Origin of the sequence: Microbacterium arborescens (assembly GCF_030369635.1) — a bacterium.
In the GTDB taxonomy this organism is placed as follows: Bacteria; Actinomycetota; Actinomycetes; order Actinomycetales; family Microbacteriaceae; genus Microbacterium.
Genome location: NZ_CP128474.1, coordinates 3,223,783 through 3,246,273, shown reverse-complemented (window position 1 = coordinate 3,246,273; position 22,491 = coordinate 3,223,783). Strand labels below are relative to the sequence as shown.

Annotated in this window: 14 protein-coding genes; 5 read left to right on the top strand and 9 right to left on the bottom strand. The window is 69.4% G+C overall.

Going from position 1 to position 22,491, the window contains the following annotated elements:
- Positions 1-148: 148 nt before the first annotated feature.
- From QUC20_RS15355 to QUC20_RS15335, 5 genes are all read left to right on the top strand, one after another.
- Positions 149-889 (top strand): DUF5819 family protein, encoded by a 741-nt coding sequence (locus tag QUC20_RS15355; RefSeq protein ID WP_289330443.1) that lies wholly within the window; start codon positions 149-151, stop codon positions 887-889.
- Entirely contained in the window at positions 886-2,058 is a 1,173-nt protein-coding gene (locus QUC20_RS15350) for an HTTM domain-containing protein (RefSeq protein ID WP_289330442.1), read from the top strand. The genes QUC20_RS15355 and QUC20_RS15350 overlap by 4 nt, the downstream gene beginning before the upstream one ends.
- A gap of 84 nt (positions 2,059-2,142) precedes the next feature.
- A complete protein-coding gene (locus QUC20_RS15345) occupies positions 2,143-8,793 on the top strand; it encodes a hypothetical protein (protein ID WP_289330441.1) in 6,651 nt (2,216 codons plus the stop codon).
- A gap of 82 nt (positions 8,794-8,875) precedes the next feature.
- A complete protein-coding gene (locus QUC20_RS15340) occupies positions 8,876-10,312 on the top strand; it encodes a phytoene desaturase family protein (protein WP_289330440.1) in 1,437 nt (478 codons plus the stop codon).
- Between the two features lie 201 nt (positions 10,313-10,513).
- Positions 10,514-10,765: a DUF4287 domain-containing protein gene (locus tag QUC20_RS15335; RefSeq protein ID WP_289330439.1), complete on the top strand. Its 252-nt coding sequence runs from the start codon at positions 10,514-10,516 to the stop codon at positions 10,763-10,765.
- 129 nt (positions 10,766-10,894) lie between these two features.
- Here the strand turns inward: QUC20_RS15335 and QUC20_RS15330 are convergent, their stop codons facing one another.
- The 9 genes from QUC20_RS15330 to QUC20_RS15290 form a co-directional block, all read right to left on the bottom strand.
- Positions 10,895-11,461 carry a manganese efflux pump MntP gene (locus QUC20_RS15330; protein WP_064955859.1) on the bottom strand — a complete coding sequence of 189 codons (567 nt, stop codon included), beginning with the start codon at positions 11,459-11,461 and terminating at the stop codon, positions 10,895-10,897.
- Positions 11,462-11,636: 175 nt separating this feature from the next.
- The gene (locus tag QUC20_RS15325; RefSeq protein ID WP_289330438.1) at positions 11,637-13,589 is read right to left on the bottom strand and encodes an SDR family NAD(P)-dependent oxidoreductase; all 1,953 of its coding nucleotides are present in this window, start codon (positions 13,587-13,589) and stop codon (positions 11,637-11,639) included.
- On the bottom strand, positions 13,586-15,076 hold the full coding sequence (locus tag QUC20_RS15320; protein WP_289330437.1) for an FGGY-family carbohydrate kinase: 1,491 nt from the start codon (positions 15,074-15,076) through the stop codon (positions 13,586-13,588). The genes QUC20_RS15325 and QUC20_RS15320 overlap by 4 nt, the downstream gene beginning before the upstream one ends.
- A gap of 17 nt (positions 15,077-15,093) precedes the next feature.
- Complete coding sequence (locus tag QUC20_RS15315; RefSeq protein ID WP_289330436.1) at positions 15,094-16,746, bottom strand: glycerol-3-phosphate dehydrogenase/oxidase; 1,653 nt, start codon at positions 16,744-16,746, stop codon at positions 15,094-15,096.
- Between the two features lie 47 nt (positions 16,747-16,793).
- Complete coding sequence (gene lsrF / locus QUC20_RS15310; RefSeq protein WP_289330435.1) at positions 16,794-17,666, bottom strand: 3-hydroxy-5-phosphonooxypentane-2,4-dione thiolase; 873 nt, start codon at positions 17,664-17,666, stop codon at positions 16,794-16,796.
- Positions 17,659-18,729 (bottom strand): ABC transporter permease, encoded by a 1,071-nt coding sequence (locus QUC20_RS15305; protein WP_289330434.1) that lies wholly within the window; start codon positions 18,727-18,729, stop codon positions 17,659-17,661. The genes lsrF and QUC20_RS15305 overlap by 8 nt, the downstream gene beginning before the upstream one ends.
- The gene (locus tag QUC20_RS15300; protein ID WP_289330433.1) at positions 18,726-19,697 is read right to left on the bottom strand and encodes an ABC transporter permease; all 972 of its coding nucleotides are present in this window, start codon (positions 19,695-19,697) and stop codon (positions 18,726-18,728) included. The genes QUC20_RS15305 and QUC20_RS15300 overlap by 4 nt, the downstream gene beginning before the upstream one ends.
- Positions 19,694-21,187: a sugar ABC transporter ATP-binding protein gene (locus tag QUC20_RS15295; protein WP_289330432.1), complete on the bottom strand. Its 1,494-nt coding sequence runs from the start codon at positions 21,185-21,187 to the stop codon at positions 19,694-19,696. The genes QUC20_RS15300 and QUC20_RS15295 overlap by 4 nt, the downstream gene beginning before the upstream one ends.
- A gap of 44 nt (positions 21,188-21,231) precedes the next feature.
- Positions 21,232-22,311, bottom strand: a complete 1,080-nt coding sequence (locus QUC20_RS15290) for a substrate-binding domain-containing protein (RefSeq protein WP_120264027.1) — start codon at positions 22,309-22,311, stop codon at positions 21,232-21,234.
- Between the last annotated feature and the right edge of the window lie 180 nt (positions 22,312-22,491).

The window sequence follows — 22,491 nt, the reverse complement described above, 5'->3', positions numbered from 1 at the left end:
GCAGCGGTCTCGAAGTCAGGGCGCATTCACGGGCGCCCCCGAGACCACGTACACGGGGAGAGAAATGACCAGGACAATGCCATCGGCGCGGTGGAGGCCGACGCCCGCGAGAAACGACGGAGACGCCAAGGCGTCGACACGATGGACGGTGCGCATCGTCTCGACGGCACTGGTGCTGTTGACGGCGTGGCACGTCTTCGCCTCGTTCTTGTGGATCTATCCGCCCTCGGCGCTGCGCCAGCTCCCTCCCGAGAACGCGCTCAGCTCGTACATGCTGCCGCTGTTCGGTCAGTCGTGGAGTGTGTTCGCGCCCGAGCCGATCAACGGCGACTATCACTTCAACGTTCGCGCCCTCGTGACAGATGACGCGGGTAACGAGTCCGAGACCGGCTGGGTGAGCGCGACCGATGTCGAGCTCTCCATGGTGAAGAACAACCTGTTCCCGCCGCGGGCCGGCATCCAGGCCGAGGAACTCGCGAGCAACTTCAAGAAGTCGTGGGACGGGCTGTCCGAGAGCCAGCGCGCGCTGACCCTCGAGAACCACATGGGTGACGAGTGGCTGTCGACGCTGTCGGCCGAGCTCGAGAGTGCTGACGACGAGGTCGATCCCGACGCCTACGTCGGCGACGACCGCATGGCGACCGCTTATGCGACCCAGGTCGCCCACGCGATCTGGGGAGACGACGTCACCGCGGTTCAGTTCCGCGTGAGCCGCCAGAACGTCGTGCCGTTCGCCGAGCGCAACAACCCGAACGCTCAGCGCCCCGACCCGACCGTCATCCGCCCGGGCTGGCGCGAGGTGTTCACCGAGCCGGGACAGAACGAAGACCGCTTCGCCGAGGTGTTCCGGTCGCAGTACGAGACCTACCTGAAGGGCCTGAACCGATGAGCACCACCGACTCGAACGCTACGGCGACGCCCCGCATCCTCACCTTCGTCGGCTCGCTCATCGCGCAGTTCGCACAGACCACGACTGTCGCCGCGACCCGCACGTTCTCGGCCGCGAACCACTGGCTTCATGACTCGAAGAAGGCGCTCTACGGCCTGGCCGTGACCCGCATCCTGTTCGGCCTCACCGGACTCGGACTGCTGCTGACGAACTTCAACACCCGCTACTACTCGTTCGGCTCGGGCTCCGCCTGGAACCGCGAGATGGCGGACCCGCTCAGCGACTTTCCGAGAATCTGGCTCTTCTCGTCATTCCACAACGCCATGGGCAACGACCTGGCCTACTCCACGCTCTACGTCGCGCTGATCGGCCTGAGCATCCTGTTCATCCTCGGCTGGCGATTCCGCGTCGTGCTTCCGGTGTTCTTCTGCCTCTGGGTCGGTTTCATCGAGGCCAACGACATGGTCGGCGACCAGGGCGACAACATGTTCCGCATCGCGATGATCCTGCTCTTCTTCGCTGACCCTGCCGCGCGGTGGTCGCTCGACGCTCGCCGTCGGGCACGCAAGGGCGAGTGGTTCCGCGATGGATCCGCGCCGCGTCAGATCGGCATCGTCGCGCACAACCTCACGCTCGTCGCTCTGGCCGCACAGGTCATCTTCGTGTACACCTCGGGCGCCCTGTTCAAGGCCGGCGGCGCACCCTGGCGTGAGGGCTGGGCGATCTATCACCCGCTCGAGACGGCGCGTTTCGGCACCTGGCCCGCGTTGTCGGACTTCTTCATGGCCTGGGGGCCGGCTGTCGCCTTCCTGACACTCGGCACGCTGTTCCTGCAGGCGGGATTCCCGTTCATGCTGCTGACGCGCCCGACCCGACTGATCGCGCTGTTCGGAATGCTCGGCTTCCACATCGGAATCGCCGTGCTCATGGGCCTGCCCTGGTTCTCGCTGACGATGGTCGCGATCGATGCGATCTTCATCCGCGACCGGTCTTGGGCGGGAATCGCTCAGACATTCACGGAGAAGTGGCGTGCGGCCGCATCGAGTCCCGGAGGGGGAGAACTCCAGGTTCAGCGCATGCCTGCCACGACCGAGGACGTCGATCCCTCCGCGGCCGAAGCCCAGGACCACACAGACTCCGCGCAGCTCGTGGGAGCGGGCTCGCGGTGACCGCCGTCCGGCTCGGCCGGTCGGCGTATTGGGGGAAGAGCACCGGGACACCGGTACTTCCGATAACAAAGGAGAACGCTCAGAATGACGAATGAGCAACATGCACGCCCGCCGGGGCGTTGGAAGCGCAGAGCGCTGACGGTCGGCGCGGGGGCGGCTGTCATCAGCCTCGCCGTGATGGGTGCGGCGACCGCGGCCAATGCGGCTGCGGGTGACCCGTGGCCCACCGACAAGACTCAGGTATGGCTCCTGCAATCGAACCGGACATCTGCCGGTTCGCTCTTTGACGTCAAATACTCGCCGACATCGGGACAGTACAGCTTCGACCGATTGGGTTCCGTCCAGCCGGGCGACCTGTCGACGATGGCTTTCAACCCGGATGACGGCTTCATCTATGCGACGCTCTACCCGGGCACCGCGGTGCGCGACCCGCTCTATCGCATCGGTCAGGGTGGTGTGGCGACCCGAGTGGCCGGGCTGACCGGACCCGTCGCACCGAATGTGACGGGCTGGTCGGGCATGGAATACCACGACGGGAAGTTGTGGTTCTACTCGACCGGTGGAACGGTCATCGCCTCGATCGACCTCGCAACGGGTGCGCAGGAGACCCACACCTTCTCGGGGACTGTGCGAAACGACAGCCCGAACGATCTTGTCTACGCGGACGGCTACTTCTGGTCGGCGAGTTCGGGTGGGTACCTGCTGCGCTATGACGTATCCAGCAACACTGTGACGAGGATCGACGCGCCGGGACTCCGGACGGGCGGGACGACTAACTACGGTGCTGCCTGGGTGACGGGATCCGGGTTGCTCGGGTTTGTCGACAACGCCTCCGGCAGGGTCGTGCATGTACGTGTCGCCGGCTCACAGGTCGCTGAAGTGATAGGCGTGGGGACGGCGAACTCCACTATCGACAACGATGGGGCCTACAACTTCGGTGACCCGGCTGACATCGCGCTGAAGAAGACCGGCCCGGTGGAGTTCATGCCCGGTGAGTCGTTCGAGTACTCGTTCACGGTGAGCAACGTCGGCAGTTCCCCGTCGGGAGGCTGGTTCCTCAAGGACGTGCTCCCCGCGGGGCTGAGCAACGCGATCCTGGTCGACAGCCCGGGTGTCACGCTGACCACCCAGACGGGCGCAGACGGCCGGGAGACTCTGCTCATCAACGGCGGTGAGGTCGGAGCCGGCGAGAAGATCGATTTCCGCGTCCGCGTCACGGCCGCGAACGACATCAGCGGCTGTGTGACGAACACGGCCGAGCTGGTGGGCATGGAGGATGACCCCGACTACGGGAACAACACGTCCTCCACCGACTGTGCGCGGGTTGTGACCGCACGTCTGAACCTCGACAAGGAGGTCTCGAAGGTCGTCGACACGAATAACAACGGCATCACCGACCCGGGCGACCAGATCTTCTGGCGGTTCAAGGTCACCAACACCGGAATCGCGAACATCGAGAACATTGCGATCCGCGACGAGTTCCTGCAGAACGCCGGCGTCGGCGTCAGCTGCGACCCGATCGCTCTCGCGCCCGGCCAGTCGGCTGAGTGCGAGTCGACCGAGCCGTACGTGATCACTGCCGACGACGCGAAGAAGGGTTCGGTGGAGAACACCGCGCTCGCGACGGGCAACGTGCCCCCGGGACAGCCCGGCGAGCCCGGCAACGTCGAGTCGCCCGAGGATTCGACGAAGACCCCGGTCGAGGAGCCCCAGAGCAACGTGAACGCGTCTGCGTCTGCGTCGGCTTCGGCGAAGGCTGATGACAACAGCAACCCGTCCGCTCAGGCGGCGGCTCAGGCTGCAGCATCCCCGGATGCTGAGTCGGCTGCCTCTGCTGCGGCAACCCCGAACGCGGAAGCGGCAGCGAAGGCTGCGGCTAACCCGGATGCGTCGAGTGCGGCGTCGGCTGATGTGTCTTCGGACCCGTCTGCTGCCGCGCAGGTCTCGGCGAGCCCGGCTGCGAACGCGGATAACTCGGACAAGGTGAACGCTGATGCTTCGGCGTCGGTGAACGCTGATGCATCCAGTGCGGCGAAGGCGTCGGCGACGTCGAACTCGTCGACGGATGCGTCGTCGGAGTTCCAGGCCAATGCGAACGCGTCGGCGTCTGCGTCGGCTTCGGCGAAGGCTGATGACAACAGCAACCCGTCCGCTCAGGCGGCGGCTCAGGCTGCAGCGACCCCGGATGCTGAGTCGGCTGCGTCGGCTGCGGCGACCCCGAACGCGGAGGCTGCAGCTCAGGCTGCGGCTAACCCGGATGCGTCGAGTGCGGCGTCGGCTGATGTGTCTTCGGACCCGTCTGCTGCCGCGCAGGTCTCGGCTAGCCCGGCTGCGAACGCGGATAACTCGGACAAGGTGAACGCTGATGCTTCGGCGTCGGTGAACGCTGATGCATCCAGTGCGGCGAAGGCGTCGGCGACGTCGAACTCGTCGACGGATGCGTCGTCGGAGTTCCAGGCCAATGCGAACGCGTCTGCGTCTGCGTCGGCTTCGGCGAAGGCTGATGACAACAGCAACCCGTCCGCTCAGGCGGCGGCTCAGGCTGCAGCGACCCCGGATGCTGAGTCGGCTGCGTCGGCTGCGGCAACCCCGAACGCGGAAGCGGCAGCGAAGGCTGCGGCTAACCCGGATGCGTCGAGTGCGGCGTCGGCTGATGTGTCTTCGGACCCGTCTGCTGCCGCGCAGGTCTCGGCGAGCCCGGCTGCGAACGCGGATAACTCGGACAAGGTGAACGCTGATGCTTCGGCGTCGGTGAACGCTGATGCATCCAGTGCGGCGAAGGCGTCGGCGACGTCGAACTCGTCGACGGATGCGTCGTCGGAGTTCCAGGCCAATGCGAACGCGTCGGCGTCTGCGTCGGCTTCGGCGAAGGCTGATGACAACAGCAACCCGTCCGCTCAGGCCGCAGCTCAGGCTGCAGCGACCCCGGATGCTGAGTCGGCTGCGTCGGCTGCGGCAACCCCGAACGCGGAGGCTGCAGCGAAGGCTGCTGCTAACCCGGATGCGTCGAGTGCGGCGTCGGCTGATGTGTCTTCGGACCCGTCTGCTGCCGCTCAGGTCTCGGCTAGCCCGGCCGCGCAGGCTGATAACTCTGACAAGACCAACGCTGACGCGTCGGTCGCGGCAGAGTCTGACGCCTCGTCGGCGGCGAAGGCGGCGGCAACGTCGAACTCGTCGACGGATGCTTCGGTGCAGTTCCAGGCTGATGCTGACTCCTCGGCTGACCCGAACACCAACGTGAACGCTTCGGCGTCTGCGTCGGCTTCGGCGAAGGCTGATGACAACAGCAACCCGTCCGCTCAGGCCGCAGCTCAGGCTGCAGCATCCCCGGATGCTGAGTCGGCTGCGTCGGCTGCGGCAACCCCGAACGCGGAGGCTGCAGCGAAGGCTGCTGCTAACCCGGATGCGTCGAGTGCGGCGTCGGCTGATGTGTCTTCGGACCCGTCTGCTGCCGCTCAGGTCTCGGCTAGCCCGGCCGCGCAGGCTGATAACTCTGACAAGACCAACGCTGACGCGTCGGTCGCGGCAGAGTCTGACGCCTCGTCGGCGGCGAAGGCGGCGGCAACGTCGAACTCGTCGACGGATGCTTCGGTGCAGTTCCAGGCTGATGCTGACTCCTCGGCTGACCCGAACACCAACGTGAACGCGTCGGCGTCTGCGTCGGCTTCGGCGAAGGCTGATGACAACAGCAACCCGTCCGCTCAGGCCGCAGCTCAGGCTGCAGCATCCCCGGATGCTGAGTCGGCTGCGTCGGCTGCGGCAACCCCGAACGCGGAGGCTGCAGCGAAGGCTGCGGCTAACCCGGATGCGTCGAGTGCTGCGTCGGCTGATGTGTCTTCGGACCCGTCTGCTGCCGCTCAGGTCTCGGCTAGCCCGGCCGCGCAGGCTGATAACTCTGACAAGACCAACGCTGACGCGTCGGTCGCGGCAGAGTCTGACGCCTCGTCGGCGGCGAAGGCGGCGGCAACGTCGAACTCGTCGACGGATGCTTCGGTGCAGTTCCAGGCTGATGCTGACTCCTCGGCTGACCCGAACACCAACGTGAACGCTTCGGCGTCTGCGTCGGCGTCGGCGAAGGCTGATGACAACAGCAACCCGTCCGCTCAGGCCGCAGCTCAGGCTGCAGCATCCCCGGATGCTGAGTCGGCTGCGTCGGCTGCGGCAACCCCGAACGCGGAGGCTGCAGCTCAGGCTGCGGCTAACCCGGATGCGTCGAGTGCGGCGTCGGCTGATGTGTCTTCGGACCCGTCTGCTGCCGCTCAGGTCTCGGCTAGCCCGGCCGCGCAGGCTGATAACTCTGACAAGACCAACGCTGACGCGTCGGTCGCGGCAGAGTCTGACGCCTCGTCGGCGGCGAAGGCGGCGGCAACGTCGAACTCGTCGACGGATGCTTCGGTGCAGTTCCAGGCTGATGCTGACTCCTCGGCTGACCCGAACACCAACGTGAACGCTTCGGCGTCTGCGTCGGCGTCGGCGAAGGCTGATGACAACAGCAACCCGTCCGCTCAGGCCGCAGCTCAGGCTGCAGCATCCCCGGATGCTGAGTCGGCTGCGTCGGCTGCGGCAACCCCGAACGCGGAGGCTGCAGCGAAGGCTGCTGCTAACCCGGATGCGTCGAGTGCGGCGTCGGCTGATGTGTCTTCGGACCCGTCTGCTGCCGCTCAGGTCTCGGCTAGCCCGGCCGCGCAGGCTGATAACTCTGACAAGACCAACGCTGACGCGTCGGTCGCGGCAGAGTCTGACGCCTCGTCGGCGGCGAAGGCGGCGGCAACGTCGAACTCGTCGACGGATGCTTCGGTGCAGTTCCAGGCTGATGCTGACTCCTCGGCTGACCCGAACACCAACGTGAACGCGTCGGCGTCTGCGTCGGCTTCGGCGAAGGCTGATGACAACAGCAACCCGTCCGCTCAGGCCGCAGCTCAGGCTGCAGCATCCCCGGATGCTGAGTCGGCTGCCTCTGCTGCGGCAACCCCGAACGCGGAGGCTGCAGCGAAGGCTGCGGCTAACCCGGATGCGTCGAGTGCTGCGTCGGCTGATGTGTCTTCGGACCCGTCTGCTGCCGCTCAGGTCTCGGCTAGCCCGGCCGCGCAGGCTGATAACTCTGACAAGACCAACGCTGACGCGTCGGTCGCGGCAGAGTCTGACGCCTCGTCGGCGGCGAAGGCGGCGGCAACGTCGAACTCGTCGACGGATGCTTCGGTGCAGTTCCAGGCTGATGCTGACTCCTCGGCTGACCCGAACACCAACGTGAACGCTTCGGCGTCTGCGTCGGCTTCGGCGAAGGCTGATGACAACAGCAACCCGTCCGCTCAGGCCGCAGCTCAGGCTGCAGCATCCCCGGATGCTGAGTCGGCTGCGTCGGCTGCGGCAACCCCGAACGCGGAGGCTGCAGCGAAGGCTGCTGCTAACCCGGATGCGTCGAGTGCGGCGTCGGCTGATGTGTCTTCGGACCCGTCTGCTGCCGCTCAGGTCTCGGCTAGCCCGGCCGCGCAGGCTGATAACTCTGACAAGACCAACGCTGACGCGTCGGTCGCGGCAGAGTCTGACGCCTCGTCGGCGGCGAAGGCGGCGGCAACGTCGAACTCGTCGACGGATGCTTCGGTGCAGTTCCAGGCTGATGCTGACTCCTCGGCTGACCCGAACACCAACGTGAACGCTTCGGCGTCTGCGTCGGCGTCGGCGAAGGCTGATGACAACAGCAACCCGTCCGCTCAGGCCGCAGCTCAGGCTGCAGCATCCCCGGATGCTGAGTCGGCTGCGTCGGCTGCGGCAACCCCGAACGCGGAGGCTGCAGCGAAGGCTGCTGCTAACCCGGATGCGTCGAGTGCGGCGTCGGCTGATGTGTCTTCGGACCCGTCTGCTGCCGCTCAGGTCTCGGCTAGCCCGGCCGCGCAGGCTGATAACTCTGACAAGACCAACGCTGACGCGTCGGTCGCGGCAGAGTCTGACGCCTCGTCGGCGGCGAAGGCGGCGGCAACGTCGAACTCGTCGACGGATGCTTCGGTGCAGTTCCAGGCTGATGCTGACTCCTCGGCTGACCCGAACACCAACGTGAACGCTTCGGCGTCTGCGTCGGCGTCGGCGAAGGCTGATGACAACAGCAACCCGTCCGCTCAGGCCGCAGCTCAGGCTGCAGCATCCCCGGATGCTGAGTCGGCTGCGTCGGCTGCGGCAACCCCGAACGCGGAGGCTGCAGCGAAGGCTGCTGCTAACCCGGATGCGTCGAGTGCGGCGTCGGCTGATGTGTCTTCGGACCCGTCTGCTGCCGCTCAGGTCTCGGCTAGCCCGGCCGCGCAGGCTGATAACTCTGACAAGACCAACGCTGACGCGTCGGTCGCGGCAGAGTCTGACGCCTCGTCGGCGGCGAAGGCGGCGGCAACGTCGAACTCGTCGACGGATGCTTCGGTGCAGTTCCAGGCTGATGCTGACTCCTCGGCTGACCCGAACACCAACGTGAACGCGTCGGCGTCTGCGTCGGTCGATCCGGGCGCTGAGAACTCGGCTTCGGTTGACCCCGGCGCTGAGACGTCGGCCTCGGCCGACAACGGCACCGACCCCGGCGCTCAGGCGTCGAGCAACAGCGCGTCGAGCAAGTCCGACGGCTCGCTCGCGCGTACTGGAGGCGACACGGCGGCTGCCATGGGTATCGGCATCGGTGCAACGATGCTGACTCTCCTGGGCGTGCTCGCTGCCGTCTTCGGACGCCGCAAGAACCGGGAGGTCGAGGCGGAGTAATCCCCTCGTACCATTCCAAGGGTGGGGCGGGAGCCTTCGGGCCCCGCCCCACCTTCCCTACTTTCCAGAGAGGTGCACAGCCATGGCCGCTGTCGCGCAAGGCACCGCCGTCGTCGTCGGCAGCGGCCCCAACGGGCTCGCCGCCGCCCACGTCCTCAACCGGGCCGGCTACGCCGTGACGGTCTACGAGGCGAACGATGTGCTGGGCGGCGGCGCCCGCGCGGCCGAGCCGCTGATCCCGGGGATCGTCCAAGACCACTGCGCCGCTGTGCATCCGCTCGCGCTCATCTCGCCCTACATCGCCGAGCTTGCGCCGGATGTGCAGTGGGGCAAAGCGTCGATCGAGGTCGCTCATCCGCTCGAGGGCGGCCGCGCCGCACTGCTGCACCGATCGGTGGAGATGACCCTGCACGGCCTCGGCGCACCCGCGTGGGGTCGCCTCTTCGGCGCCCCGGCACGCCGCTTCGATGCCCTCGCCCCGGAACTCTTCGAACCGCCGCTCCATATTCCGCGGCATCCCTTTCTCTTCGCCCGGTTCGGAATGGTCGCAGCTCCGCCGCCGAGTCTGATCGCGCGGCTGCTGACCTCTGAACCCGCCGCAGCGCTGTACGCCGGGATCGCCGCTCACTCGTTCCAGCCCTTCTCACGCCCCTTCGCGGGGGCGGTGGCGGCCGCGCTTCTCACCGCCGCTCACGGTGTCGGGTGGCCCGTGGTGGTCGGGGGTACCTCGAAGCTCACCGATGCGATCGTCGCCTCGCTGCGGGAACGCGGCGTCACCTTCGTCACCGGGCATCGGGTTCGCAGCCGGGCGGAGCTGCCACCCCACGACATCCTGATGCTCGATGTACATCCCACGCAGGTCGAGGGCATCGTCGGCGATGCTCTTCCGCGCTGGAGTAAAACCCGTCTTCGGCGGTTCACGAGCGGACCTGGCGCGTTCAAGGTCGACTTCGTCGTCGAAGACGGGGTGCCCTGGACCAACCCGGACGTGTCGCGCGCCGGAACGGTGCACGTCGGCGGAACGGCCGCCGAGATCGCACGGGCCGAGGCCGAGACCTCGCGCGGCCGCATGCCCGAGCGGCCATTCGTGCTCGTCGGACAGCAGGATGTCGCCGACCCGACACGCCGCGTCGGCCGCCTGGCGCCCGTGTACGCCTACGCCCATGTCCCGCAGGGATACACGGGTGACGCGACGGCGGCCATCATCCGCCAGATCGAGCGTTACGCCCCCGGTTTCCGTTCCCGAATCGTGGCGCAACGCAGCTACTCGACAGGCGATCTCGCACGCGACAACGCGAATTTCGTCGGCGGCGACATCCTCACCGGGGCGAAGACGCTCGGCCAGCTGCTCCTCGGCCCGGCAGCGGCGGCATCGCCCTACGACGTCCGGGTTCCCGGCGTCTACCTGTGCTCGGCGGCCACTCCGCCGGGGCCGGGTGTGCACGGGATGTGCGGCTACAACGCGGCCCATCGCGCGCTGGCGGACGAGAGGCCTCGAGCGCGTTCCGCGTCGGCGTGACGTCACGAGAGGGGGAGCGGCCGAAGTCGCTCCCCCTCTCGCTACACGGTTCCCCACCGGTTGGGGGCCGGCAGGGGCCCGACGGGGAGTGCCGGACAGGTCTCGCGACCTACCGAAGAGATGCCCGCCCACCCGTTTCGTGACGAGACTTCGCAAAAACTCCTCGCCCGCGGCAGCGCGGGTCGGCGGTAGCCTCGGCGCATGAGTGCGTCGCGCGTCCCCGCTCCGGACATCGATCCCGCGAACAAGCCGAAGGGGCCGGCGTCGTACTTCCCGAGCATCGAGAAGACGCACGGGCTGCCGATCCAGCACTGGCTCGACATCGCAGCCGATCAGCTCTCGACCGGGATGTCGCACATGCAGGTGGTCGAGTCGCTCAAGACCGAGCACGGACTCGGCCACGGTCACGCGAACGCCGTGGTCGCGTACGTGAAGGCGAAGCTCGCGGGCTGACCCGCCTCGCTCCGGCGCTCACGCGCCCCGGCATCCGTGCTTCGGAGGATGTCGCGAACCTCGGACTGTTCGCGCGCAAAGATCCGAGGTTCGCGTGATTCTCCGAGGCTCGCGAGCGCGACCCGCGCGTCAGCCGGCGACGAGGTGCTCGATGAGGATCTGGGTGCCGATGCCGATGAGCACGATGCCCCCGATGATCTCGGCGGGCTTGCGCCAGCGCGTGCCGATGCGGTGGCCGATCAGCACCGCGACGAACGACAGCGCGAACGTGACGAGGCCGATCGAGACGACCGCGATCCACAGCGGCACGTCGAGGAATGCGAACGACAGGCCGACGGCGAGGGCGTCGATGCTCGTCGCGAGGGCGAGCAGCACGATCTCGCGAGCGGAGAGGCCGGATGCGGCATCCGCGTCGTCCTCGTCGGGACGGAACGCCTCCCACAGCATCTTGGCGCCGATGGCGGCGAGGAGGCCGAAGGCGATCCAGTGGTCGAACGGGGCGATCGCCTCGGCGAACGTGCTGCCCAGCAGCCAGCCGATCAGCGGCATCACCGCCTGCGCGAGGCCGAAGGCGCCTGCGATGAGCAGGGCGCCCCGCACCACGTGGGCGCGCAACTGCAGTCCCTTTCCGAGAGCTACGGCGAACGCATCGGCGGAGACGCCGACGGCCAGGATGAAGAGCGCCCAGGGCGACATGGCTCCTCCTCGAAGCGGGGATGACGGGATGGCCGGCGATCGTCCCGGGCACCGTCGAACGGAGATCGGCCGCTCTCGAGCTTGCCAGTCGCGGGCCGTCGAAAATGACGAAAAGCCCTGATTGACAGCATTTCGGGCGAGCGAATCGTTCGGTCGGCCGAAAAACGGCGCGGCCTCAGATCACCCGGTCGTTGCCCCCGTCGACGCTGAGGTGCGCGCCGGTCGTCGCCGGCAGCTGCTCACAGAAGACGGCGACCGCCTCGGCGACCATCGCGCTCGTGACCTCAACGCGCAGCAGATTGCGTGTGCGGTACTCCTCGACGCTGAGGCCGTAGCTGGCCGCGCGCTCCGCGAGCAGCTCGGGTGTCCAGATCGCCGTGTCGAAGACCGCGTCGGGCTCGACCTGGTTCACCCGGATGCCGTCAGCGGCCCACTCGATCGCTGCGACCCGCGCGAGCTGAGCCGCTGCGGTCTTGCTCGCCGAATACGACGCGACGCCGGGGCCCGGTGCCGCGACGTTCTTCGTCGACACGAGCACCACGCGCCCGCCCCGGGGCGCCAGCGCGAGGTGCGCGTGCGCCGCCCGCATCAGGCGCAGGGGCGCGGTGGCGTTGACGCGAACGGCGCGCTCCCACGCGGCATCGTCGAGGTCGGCGATCGGCTGACTGCGGGGGAAGATCCCGGCAGCGACGACGAGCATGTCGATGCCCCCATACGTGCGGACCGCCTCTTCGAGGGTGCGCTCGATGACCGCAGCGTCGGCGACGTCACCGACCACCCCGCGCCACGCGTCACCCGAGAATGCGTGCGGCACGCTCGGATCGAGGTCGACCCCGACCACGGCGGCGCCATCGGCGAGCAGTCGCTCCGCGGCGGCCCGCCCGATTCCGGAGGCGGCGCCCGTCACGATGGCGACTTCCCCCGCGAGCGGCGCGCGGCGGCGGCCGGCGAGCTTGGCCTGCTCGAGCGACCAGTACTCGATGTCGAAGCTCTGCGCTTCGTCGAGCGACCGGTAGCCGCCCAGCGCGTCCGCCGCCTCGATGACGGCGATGGTGTGCTCCGCGATGTCGGCCGCGACCCTGACGTCCCGCACGGTGTCGCCGGCGGTCAGCATCCCGAGCTCCGGGTCGAACACGACGCGCGGCGCGGGGTCCAGCGGCGTCATCGGGCCCGGCTGGCGGTGCCGGTGGCGCTCGACGTAGGCCCGGTACGCGCTCGCGTAGGCCGCGACATCGCGCCCGACGAGCGGATGCCGCTTGGTGTAGATGACGTGTTCGGGGGTCGCGGTTCCGCGGGTCGTGGCCGCGTCGAGATCGGTGCGGCCGGCGAACGCGGCGGCACGGCGCGACCGGCTCTGTCGGAGCAGCATCGGCCGTCCGGCGGCGCGCGCGATGTCGGCGCGCAGGCCCGCGATTGTCTCGAGCGTGCCGCGCGGGGGGATATCGTGACCACCGGCATCCGTCTGACCGGCATCCCTCTCGCCGGGTGCGATGATTGCCGACAGCCCGGTCGCGCGGGCGACGATCTCGCGATGGCGGGCGAGCACGGCGTCGGGGTCGTCGCCGAAGGTGAACAGGCCGTGATTGCGGAGGACGAGCGCATCCACGCCGCTGAGGTCGGTGTCGGCCACGAGGCGTGCCAACGGGAAGCCGGGCATCACGTACGGCAGAACGGCGACCCGCGGGCCCAGTGCCGCGGCGATCTCGTCGTCGGGCACGTCGCGATCGGTCACGGCGACGATCGCGTCGGCATGCGAGTGCAGCGCGACCCGGCCGGGGAGATACGCGTGCAGCAGCGCCTCGATCGAGGCCGTCGGTGCCGATGCGTCGAGCGAGGCCTGGCGCAGCTCGTTCACCATCGTCGGGTCGTCGAGGTGCGGCAGGCGCAGCAGGCGCTCGAGGCGGTCGCGACGCAGTGGCGCGAATCCTGCCGGCTCGATCGTGGCGAGATCCCATCCGCTCCCCTTGACCAGGACGAGGTCGACGGGCTCGCCCGTGACGTCCTCGCCTCGCGCGGTGATCGACGTGTTCCCGCCCCCATGGAGGACGAACGAGGGATCGCCGCCGAGGGCCCGACTGACGCGCACGATCTCGTCGAGGGCGTCGGACACGCCCGACGAGGGCGTCATGCGTAGGCCTCCCAGACGCTCGTCATCGACGACACGACGCGGTCGAAGCGGGCCGCCTGCTGCTGATACGCGGTGCGGCAGATGCCCGGTTGCACGACGAGCGCGGGGTCGGGTTCGACGCCCCACGGCGTCATGTCGACCCCGACGCCCCGTGCCGCGAGCGAGGCGACGCCGCGCGCGCCCAGCTCGGTGCCGAGCTGCCGGCGCATCGCGTGACCGATGACATCAGCGAACATCTGCGCCCACTGGGGGTTCTTCGCCCCGCCGCCGGCGAGGGTCCACGGGGCGTCGGTGACGACGGCCCCCGTCGCGACGACCTTCTCGATCTGCACGCGGTGGTACTGCGTGATGCCTTCGGCGACGGCGCGGGCGACGTGCGGGTAGCCGTGGCTGCCCTTGATTCCGACGAAGGTGCCGGAGGCGCCGAGATGCTCGGGCGCGCCGTGGATGAAGGGCAGGAAGAGCAGCCCGTCCGCCAGCGGGGGTGCGCCGTGCGCGGCTTCGAGGAGGTCGCGCGGAGTCAACGGGAGAGTCGCGCGGGCGCCGAGCAGCCCGGACGCCCACTCGATGCTCGCGGCGGACGTGGGCGCGACCTCCATGGCCAGCATGAGGCGGGGATCGGGGAGCAGCGCGTTGATCGTGACGCGCGGGGGAACGGCATCCGTCGGCACCACGACCGCGTTGATCGCCCAGGTGCCCACGATCACCGTCACGTCGCCGAGATCGGTGGAGCCTGCGCCGAGCGGGCTCGCGACGCAGTCCATGCAGCCGGCGACGACGGGCGTACCCGCGGTCAGGCCCGAGCGTGCGGCGGCGTCGGCGCTGATCGTCCCGACGACCTCGTCGCTCGCGTGCAGGGGTGGCAGGATGCGCTGGAGTTCGCGGGGCAGACCGAGCATGTCGAAGACCTCGGGCTCGTACTCCCGCTCGCGGAGGTTGACCAGTCCGCACCCCGACGAGTCGGACGTGTCGGCGCTCGCGACGCCGGTGAGGCACGCGGTGATCCAGTCCTTGCAGGTCAGTGCCCAGCGTGCTCGTTCGAGCGACTCGGGCTCATTGTCGAGCAGCCACCGCAGCAGCACGCCGGGCTGCGCGGCCCACGGAAGCGACCCGGTGAGCAGCCGCATCCGCTCGACCGCCGCAGGATCGAGGGCCGCGACGACGTGCTCGGCCCGGCTGTCGGTCGAGGCGATGGCGGGCCGCACCGGCCGCAGCTGCTCGTCGACGAGGTACAGGCCGTTGCCGTGACCGGTCGCGCCGACGGCCGTGACGGTCCATCCGTCGGCCGCGAGCCACGCGGTCAGGTCGCGCAGGACGTCGGCCACGACGTCCCACAGCGTGTCCATCGCGATCTCCTGCCGCTCGCGCGAAACCGCGACGCGGGGGTTCGGCGCCGAGACCGTGCGGATCTCCCGCCCGGCGTCGTCGAACGCCGCTGCTTTGGCAGACGTGAGGCCCACGTCGATGCCGATGACGCAGATCTTCATCGATCCTCGTTTCTCACTCAGGCGGCCGTCGGCTGAGCGGGTGCCGGGCGCAGGGTTCGGGGTGCGAAGCGCCGAGCGGCTTCACGGTATCGCGCCAGCTCGGCTTCCGCGCGCTCGGCACTCCAGTCGCCGTGCGCGACGAGGACGTCGGCGGCACGTGCCGCACAGCCGAGGCCGACGTCGCTGTTCAGCGCGATCGCGGTGCGGCGGATGAGCACGTCTTCGAGCGTGTGGGCGCCCTCCTCGCGGACGGCGTAGACGACCTCCGCGGCGATCGCCCCGCTCTCGTCTTCGATGACCTCGGCGAGAGACGGGTCGGATGCCGCCAGCATCTCGATCGGGCGACTGAGGGTTCCGTACAGGTCGGCGAGCCGGCGGGCGCTGCGCTCCGGCAGGGTGCTTCGGGTGACGCTGTCGGTGATGAAGCGTGCGTGATCGCCCGCGGGGGCGCCGGGGAACCGGGCGGTGCGGGTCGCGGAGCGGCGGTGGCCGAGCCCCAGCGCCGTCTCGATGCGCCGCAGCGCCTGCTCGCCCAGGGCCCGGTGGGTCGTGTACTTGCCGCCGATGACGGTGAGCAGTCCCGCGGCGTCGCCGGTGTGCACGACGATCTCGCTGTCGCGGCTGACCGAGGCCGGGTCGCTCAGGTCTGCCACGTAAGGAAGCGGGCGCACTCCCGAGAACGACCACAGCACGGCGTCGCGTCGCAGACCGGCCCCCGGGATGAGGTCGTTTACCGCGCGGAGCAGGTAGTCGACCTCGTCGTCGTCGACGACGATCTCGTCGATCGACCCGTCGTAGGGCAGATCGGTCGTGCCGATCATGTACTTTCCGTCCCACCACGGCAGGACGAACATGGGCCTGTTGTCATCGGGTGACTCGAAGAAGATGCAGGTGTCGGGCGCGCCGGGGAACGCGTCGACGACGAGGTGGCTTCCCTTCGTCGGGCCGATGCGGCGCGGGTGCTCGCCCTGCAGATCGAGGATCGCGTCGACCCACGGGCCGGCGCAGTTGACGACGACCGGGGCGCGCAGCGTCCGCTCGCGACCGTCCTCACGGTCGAGGTAACGCACGCCCGCGATGCGTCCCTTCTCGCGGATCAGGTCGGTGACGGGGGTGTGGGTGAGCACCGTGGCGCCGTGGTTGGCCGCATCGATCGCGAGCTCGATGCCGAAGCGCTCGGTCACCGGCACGTGCGCGTCCTGGAACAGGCCACCCCACTTCACGCCGCCCGCAGCGACCGACGGCCACTCGCGCGACAGGCGCCGCGAGAAGACGATGCGGTTGCGCGGCAGCTTCTTGCCGAACGACAGGATGTCGTGCAGCAGCAGGCCGCACGAGAGCAGCCAGCCCGGCCGCGAGGCGCCTCGCGAGAACGGGATGAGCATGGGGTAGGGGCGCACGAGATGCGGTGCGGTGCGCAGCAGGATGTTGCGCTCGCGGATCGATTCGAGCACAAGCGGGATCTCCACGCGCTCGAGGTACTTCAGGCCGCCGTGGATGAGACGGGTCGAGATCGCCGAGGTGCGGGCGGCGATGTCGTCGCGGTCGATGACGACGACGTGGAGGCCACGGCTCGCGGCCTCACGGGCGATGGCGAGGCCGTTGATCCCGGCGCCGATGACGACGACGTCGGCCGAGGTGGGCTCGGCATGGGTACGAAGCGAGGGCATGCTGCATCCTTCGGGTCTCGGGGCGCCCGCGGGCGCCCCGAGACGGTTCAGTGGGAGAGGGTCTGGAACAGGTCGAAAGCGTCGTCGGCGCTGAGGCCGTCGTGCACGACCCCCCGGACGGCCGCGAGCATGGCGGCCGGGTGCTCCGACTGGAACACGTTGCGTCCCATGTCGACGCCCGCCGCGCCTTCCGCCATGGCGCGCGACGCCACACGCAGGGCCTCACGCTCCTCGACCTTCTTGCCGCCGGCGATGACGATCGGGACGGGGCACGCACTGGTGATCGTCTCGAAGCCCTCCTCGACGTAGTAGGTCTTCACGAACGCCGCGCCGAGCTCGGCGCTGATCCGGGTGGCGAGCCGGAAGTAGCGGGCATCGCGCACCATGTCGCGACCGACCGCGGTGACGGCCAGCACCGGGATGCCGGTGGCCTGGCCCGCGTCGACGAGCGTGGTCATGTTGCGCACCGACTTCGTCTCGTTGTCGCCGCCGATGAAGACCTGCACGGCCAGGGCCGCGGCATCCAGTCGTATGGCGTCGTCGATCGAGACGGCGATCTCTTCGTCGGAGAGCTCCTTGAGCACGCTGGGACCGCCGGAGGCGCGCAGCACGATGCCCTTCGACGAGTGCGGCGGGATGGTCGTGCGCAGGGCTCCGCGCGTGCACATCAGAGCGTCCGCCTGGGGAACCAGCGGCAGGATCGAGCGGTCGAGCCGCTCGAGGCCGGAGGTCGGGCCCTGGAAGTAGCCGTGATCGAATGCGAGCATCACGGTCTTGCCGTCGCGGGGGTCGAACACGCGCGACAGTCGCGCGCGCATCCCCCAGTCCTGGCCTGCTTGGCCCTTGATGGGGTAGCCGGTTCCGGCCACGGCGGGGCCGGAGTAGTCGGTTCCCTCACGCAGGTCGTCGAGGTCAGCCATGGATGTTCTCCTTGTTCTTCGGGATGGGGTCGGTGTCGGCGCGTCGGGCCGAGGGAACGGAGGCGGGGCGACGCAGGCTCACCCGCAGCCGGTGCAGAGAGCTGCGGCCGGTTCCGGTGGCGGCCGAGGCGATCACGACGACGAGGACGACGAGCACGCCCTTGAGCACGTTCTGAGCGCCGATCGACCACCCCACGAGGTTGAGCAGTCCCGACAGCAGCACGAAGAAGAGGGCGCCCGTCCAGGCGCCGGCCGGCACGGGGCGACCGCCGGAGATGAGGGTGCCGCCGATCACGACGACGGCGATCGAGTCGAGCATGTACGAGCTGCCGAGCACCGTGCTGGGGGAGATGAAGGCGGCGAGCAGGCCGCCGACGAGCCCCGCCAGGCCCGCCGAGACGAGGTAGGCCGTGACCGTCACCCCGGCCACCGGCAGACCGGCGCGCTCGGCGGCGCGAACACTCTGGCCGACGGCGATGACCGCCACGCCGACGCGGGTCCGCGTGAGGGCGAGCCAGACGATCACGGTCATGGCCGCGACGACGAGCGCGATGACGGGGATGCCGAGAGCCTTGGCCGTGACGAAGGCCCGCAGGCCCGCGTCGGCGCCGGCGCGTGCGGCATCCGCCAGCAGGAGCGTCGCAGAGGTGACGACGAGGCTCGTCGCGAGCGTCGCGATGATTGGCGGCACCCGCAGGAGCAGGATGGCGGCCGCGCTGACCGCGCCGGCGGCGAGCCCGGAGCCGACCCCGGCGGCGAGCCCGATCACCGGCCCCGCCGTGGCGCCCACGCCGACCGAGACGTAGGAGGCCATCGAGATGACGGTGCCGACGGAGACGTCGATGTTGCCCGGGCCGAGGGTGATCACCAGCATCTGCCCGAGGGCGACGAGCACGAGGAACGGCGCGAGCGAAAGGGCCTGGGCCATGGGATCGAGGGGCGACCCGGGGCGCACAGCGATGATGACCGCCCACACGGCGAGGACGCCGAGGAGCGACCACCCCCAGGCGGGCCAGACGGGGCCGCGGCGGAGCGCCGGGAGCGGGATGGAGGCGGAGGTCATCGCGCGATCCTCTCGGTGATCATGCGGCCCGCGAGCACGGCGATGACGATGACGCCTTGTGCGGCCGATTGCAGGGCGGACGGGAGGTTGATGAGGCTGAGCAGCACGGTGATGAGGCCGAGGGTGATCGCGCCGAGCGTCGTACCGATCGGCAGGGCCCGGCCGCCCGAGAAGGTTCCCCCGCCGAGGATCACCGCGGCGATCGTCATGAGGGTGTACTCGCCGGCGGCGTTGATGTCGCCCGACCAGGTCTGCGAGGCGAGGAGCAGGCCCGAGACGACGAGGAGCGCGGCCGCGGCGACGTATGCCGTCGCGCGGGTGGCGACGAGCGAGGCGCCCGTCTTCTCGAGCGTCGCGGCCTGCGAGCCGAGCGCGCGCATGCGGGCCCCGGCGAGGGAGCGTCGCGTGATCCACCATCCCAGGACCGTGGCCGCGGCGATGAAGATGAGCGGTGCCGGGAACCAGGTCGGCCGCCAGGTCGACAGCGCCGAGAGCCAGTCGGGGGTCTGACCGCCGGGCGTCGGCCGGATCTGCAGTCCGATCCCCAGCCACACGAACGACATGCCCAGCGTCAGGATGATCGAGGGCACCCCGCGGCGCTGCACCACCCAGGCGAGCAGTGCGTACACGACGAGGATGCCGGCGATCATGGCGATCGCGAGGGCGGGGGTCTCCCGCAGAAGCGTCGCCGCGATGACCGTGATGAGGCCGACGAGATAGCCGACGCTCAGGTCGATGTCGCCGACGGCCATCATGATCATCTGCGCTTGGGCGGCGAGCACGAGCGGCACCGACGACATCAGCATCAGGGTCAGGCCAGGCACGCTGAGGATCCCGGGCTGCAGGACGGCGGTCACGGCGAAGATCGCGATGAGCGCGACGAGTGCGAGGAGAGCGGGCGATCCGTTGACGGCGGAGGCGCGCAGGCGCTGCGGCGCGGTGGGTGGGGAGAGCACGTCGGTGGTCATCGGTCCTCCTGGACTGTCTCGGCGTCGATTCCGAACGAGTCCGCGATGATGCGCTCGTCGGTGATGTCGTCGCCCGCGAGCTCGCTGACGACGCGCCCGGCACGGAAGACGTAGACACGGTCGCAATGCGCCATCTCGCCGTTCTCGGTGGAGTACCAGACGATCGAGCGGCCGCGTGCGGCCTCGACGCGCATGAGGGCGTAGAGCTCGTTCTTCGTGGTGACGTCGACGCCGCGGAAGGGGTCGTCGAGCAGCACCAGGGGAGCATCGGTCGCGAACGCCCGCGCCACGATGACCTTCTGCTGGTTCCCGCCCGACAGTGACGTGATCGGTGCGCGTGCGCCGCCTTTCACGTTCAGGCGTTGCACCCATTCCTCCGCGAGCCGCCGGCGCCGGGCGGGCGGGACGATACCGGCCCTCGCGAGATGACGCGTGGCCGAGACGGTGAGGTTGTCGGCGACGTTCCAGAGCGAGAAGATCCCGCTGGTCTGGCGGTCGCCGGGAACGTAGGCGCGCCCGCGTACGACACGGACGCCGCGCGCGTTGGCCCAGAGCCGGTGCAGCAGCTCGTCCTGACCGTGGCCGGCGAGGCCGGCGAGGCCCACGATCTCGCCCGGTGAGACCGAGAACGGCACCTCGCCTCCGTCGATCCGGGCGACGGTGCCCGTCGCGTCGATCTCGGGCCGAGCGCTCGCCGCGCTCACCCGGCGCACCGTGGCGGTGTCGGCGTGCACCTCGCCGCCCATGGCCGCCAGCAGTGCGTCCTCGTCGGTCTCTCGCGCCGAGACCACGTCGACCACGCGTCCGTCTTTCATGACGGCGATCCGGTCGGCATGGGCCAGCACCTCCTGCATCCGGTGGGAGATGAGGACCATGCCGACGCCCTCGGCCGCGAGGCCGCGGAGGGCGTCGTAGAGCTGGCGGGTCGCGTTGATGCTGAGCGATTCGGTCGGCTCGTCGAGGATGAGCAGCGACAGCGACGGCGTGCACAGTGCGCGCGCGATCTCGACCATCTGCCGCTGCGCCATCGTGAGGTCGCCGGCCCGGCGCAGCGCCGAGACGCCGTGTCCGGGGAAGACCTCGTCGAGCTTGCGCGACACCCGCCGCTCGGCGCGGCGGTTCCAGCCCGCACCTCGGGTGCCGGCATCCGAGAGCGCGATGTTCTCGGCGACCGTGAGGTCGGGGCAGAGGGCGAGCTCCTGGTAGATCATCCGCACACCGGGCTGCTCGGTGCCGGGCTTCGCGGTCGCGGCGCCGGTCTGCCAGCGGATGCTGCCGGCCTCGGGCTGCTCGCGCCCGGCGAGCACCCGCATGAGGGTGCTCTTGCCGGCGCCGTTGTGGCCGACCAGGCCGAGGATCTCGCCGGCCGACACCGAGATGTCGATCCCGGCCAGGGCCGTCGTGTTTCCATACCGTTTGGCGACGGCCTCGGCCGTGACGAGCGCCACGTCCGAGGGTGCGGTCGCGGGGGTGTGCGACAGGGTTGTCATCGGGTCTCCTGGTTCGAGCTGGTCGGCCACGGCATCACCGGGTGTCAGGGCAGTGCGGGCGTGGCGACGTCGTCGCCGGCCAGCAGAGCCGCGATGGCGGCGTCGGTGGTCGCCTCGTCCCAGGCGTTGGCGGCGTACTCGTCGGTGCCGAGGGTCTCGACCCAGTAGTCGAGGTTCTCCTGCGTGACCTGCACGAGCGGGAGGACCACGTCGTCGGGCACCTCGTCGCCGCGCAGCTTGGCGATGGCGGCGTAGAGGGCGGCGACGATCTGTCCGGGATCGGTCAGCGCCGCGAACGACCCGTTGTCGATGCCGCTTTCCTTCCAGAACGACAGCGACTTGCCGTCGGTGTCGAAGACGACGACCGGGATGTCGCGCCCGGCCGACTGGAAGGCCTGGACGACGCCCATGCCGCCGATGCATCCGGGAACCGCGGCGATCGTCGGCATCGAGCCGAGGATCGCGACGATCTCCTTCTGCGCCGTCGCGGCGTCGCAGAAGCCGTTCACTTCGGCGGCGACCTTCACGTCGGGGTAGCCGGCGAGGATCTCCTGCTGGCGGGCGTAGAACGCCTCGTCGGGCTGCGAGCCGATGACGCCCCGGTTGAGGATGATGTCGCCCTTGCCGTCGATGGCGTCGAGGGCGGGCTGGAGCGAGTCGGCGCCCCACTGCCCGTAGTCGTTGCGCACGACGACGCCGCAGCTGGTGTCCATGTCGGCGTCGACGATCACGACGGTGATGCCGGCGGCGCACGCCTCCTCGATGACGGGGACGAGGGCGGTCGAGGATGCCGGGATGACCATGAGCACGTCGGGGTTCTGAAGCATGAGGCTGCGAATCTGGGACGCCTGCTCGGTCGCGCTGTTCTCGCCCGGGGCATTGACGACGCTGTAGTCGGAGACGACGCCGCTCTCCTTGAGCTTCGCGGCCTCCGTCTCGAACTTGTCGATGAGGGTCAGGCGCCAGCCGTTGACGAACCCGTTCGACAGGGCCACCTTCAGGCCCTGGGGTTCACCGCCGGCGGTGGTGTCGGTCGGGCTGCCGGCGCAGCCCGCGAGGACGAGAGCGGAGATCGCTGTCGCGGCCGCTGCGGCGAGCATGCGGCGGGTGGTCGGGAACGTCATCGTTGTGCCTCCTGGTGTCGCATCGTTGCGAGGTGCCGATGTCACGAGGGCGTGCGGGCTGCCTAACTCGTAACAACCAACCTGTCATGACAAGTTGGTGATGACTAAGATAGGGAGCGGGCCGCCGGGTGTCAACACGGCGCCGGATACGCTCGCCGTGACGGCCCGATCGAGGAGGCT

Coding starts and splice junctions, on each gene's coding strand:
- QUC20_RS15295 (WP_289330432.1), bottom strand. CDS start 21,187: ATGACAACCCTGTCGCACACCCCCGCGACCGCACCCTCGGACGTGGCG.
- QUC20_RS15320 (WP_289330437.1), bottom strand. CDS start 15,076: ATGAAGATCTGCGTCATCGGCATCGACGTGGGCCTCACGTCTGCCAAA.
- QUC20_RS15325 (WP_289330438.1), bottom strand. CDS start 13,589: ATGACGCCCTCGTCGGGCGTGTCCGACGCCCTCGACGAGATCGTGCGC.
- QUC20_RS15290 (WP_120264027.1), bottom strand. CDS start 22,311: ATGACGTTCCCGACCACCCGCCGCATGCTCGCCGCAGCGGCCGCGACA.
- QUC20_RS15345 (WP_289330441.1), top strand. CDS start 2,143: ATGACGAATGAGCAACATGCACGCCCGCCGGGGCGTTGGAAGCGCAGA.
- lsrF (WP_289330435.1), bottom strand. CDS start 17,666: ATGGCTGACCTCGACGACCTGCGTGAGGGAACCGACTACTCCGGCCCC.
- QUC20_RS15305 (WP_289330434.1), bottom strand. CDS start 18,729: ATGACCTCCGCCTCCATCCCGCTCCCGGCGCTCCGCCGCGGCCCCGTC.
- QUC20_RS15340 (WP_289330440.1), top strand. CDS start 8,876: ATGGCCGCTGTCGCGCAAGGCACCGCCGTCGTCGTCGGCAGCGGCCCC.
- QUC20_RS15315 (WP_289330436.1), bottom strand. CDS start 16,746: ATGCCCTCGCTTCGTACCCATGCCGAGCCCACCTCGGCCGACGTCGTC.
- QUC20_RS15300 (WP_289330433.1), bottom strand. CDS start 19,697: ATGACCACCGACGTGCTCTCCCCACCCACCGCGCCGCAGCGCCTGCGC.
- QUC20_RS15350 (WP_289330442.1), top strand. CDS start 886: ATGAGCACCACCGACTCGAACGCTACGGCGACGCCCCGCATCCTCACC.
- QUC20_RS15335 (WP_289330439.1), top strand. CDS start 10,514: ATGAGTGCGTCGCGCGTCCCCGCTCCGGACATCGATCCCGCGAACAAG.
- QUC20_RS15330 (WP_064955859.1), bottom strand. CDS start 11,461: ATGTCGCCCTGGGCGCTCTTCATCCTGGCCGTCGGCGTCTCCGCCGAT.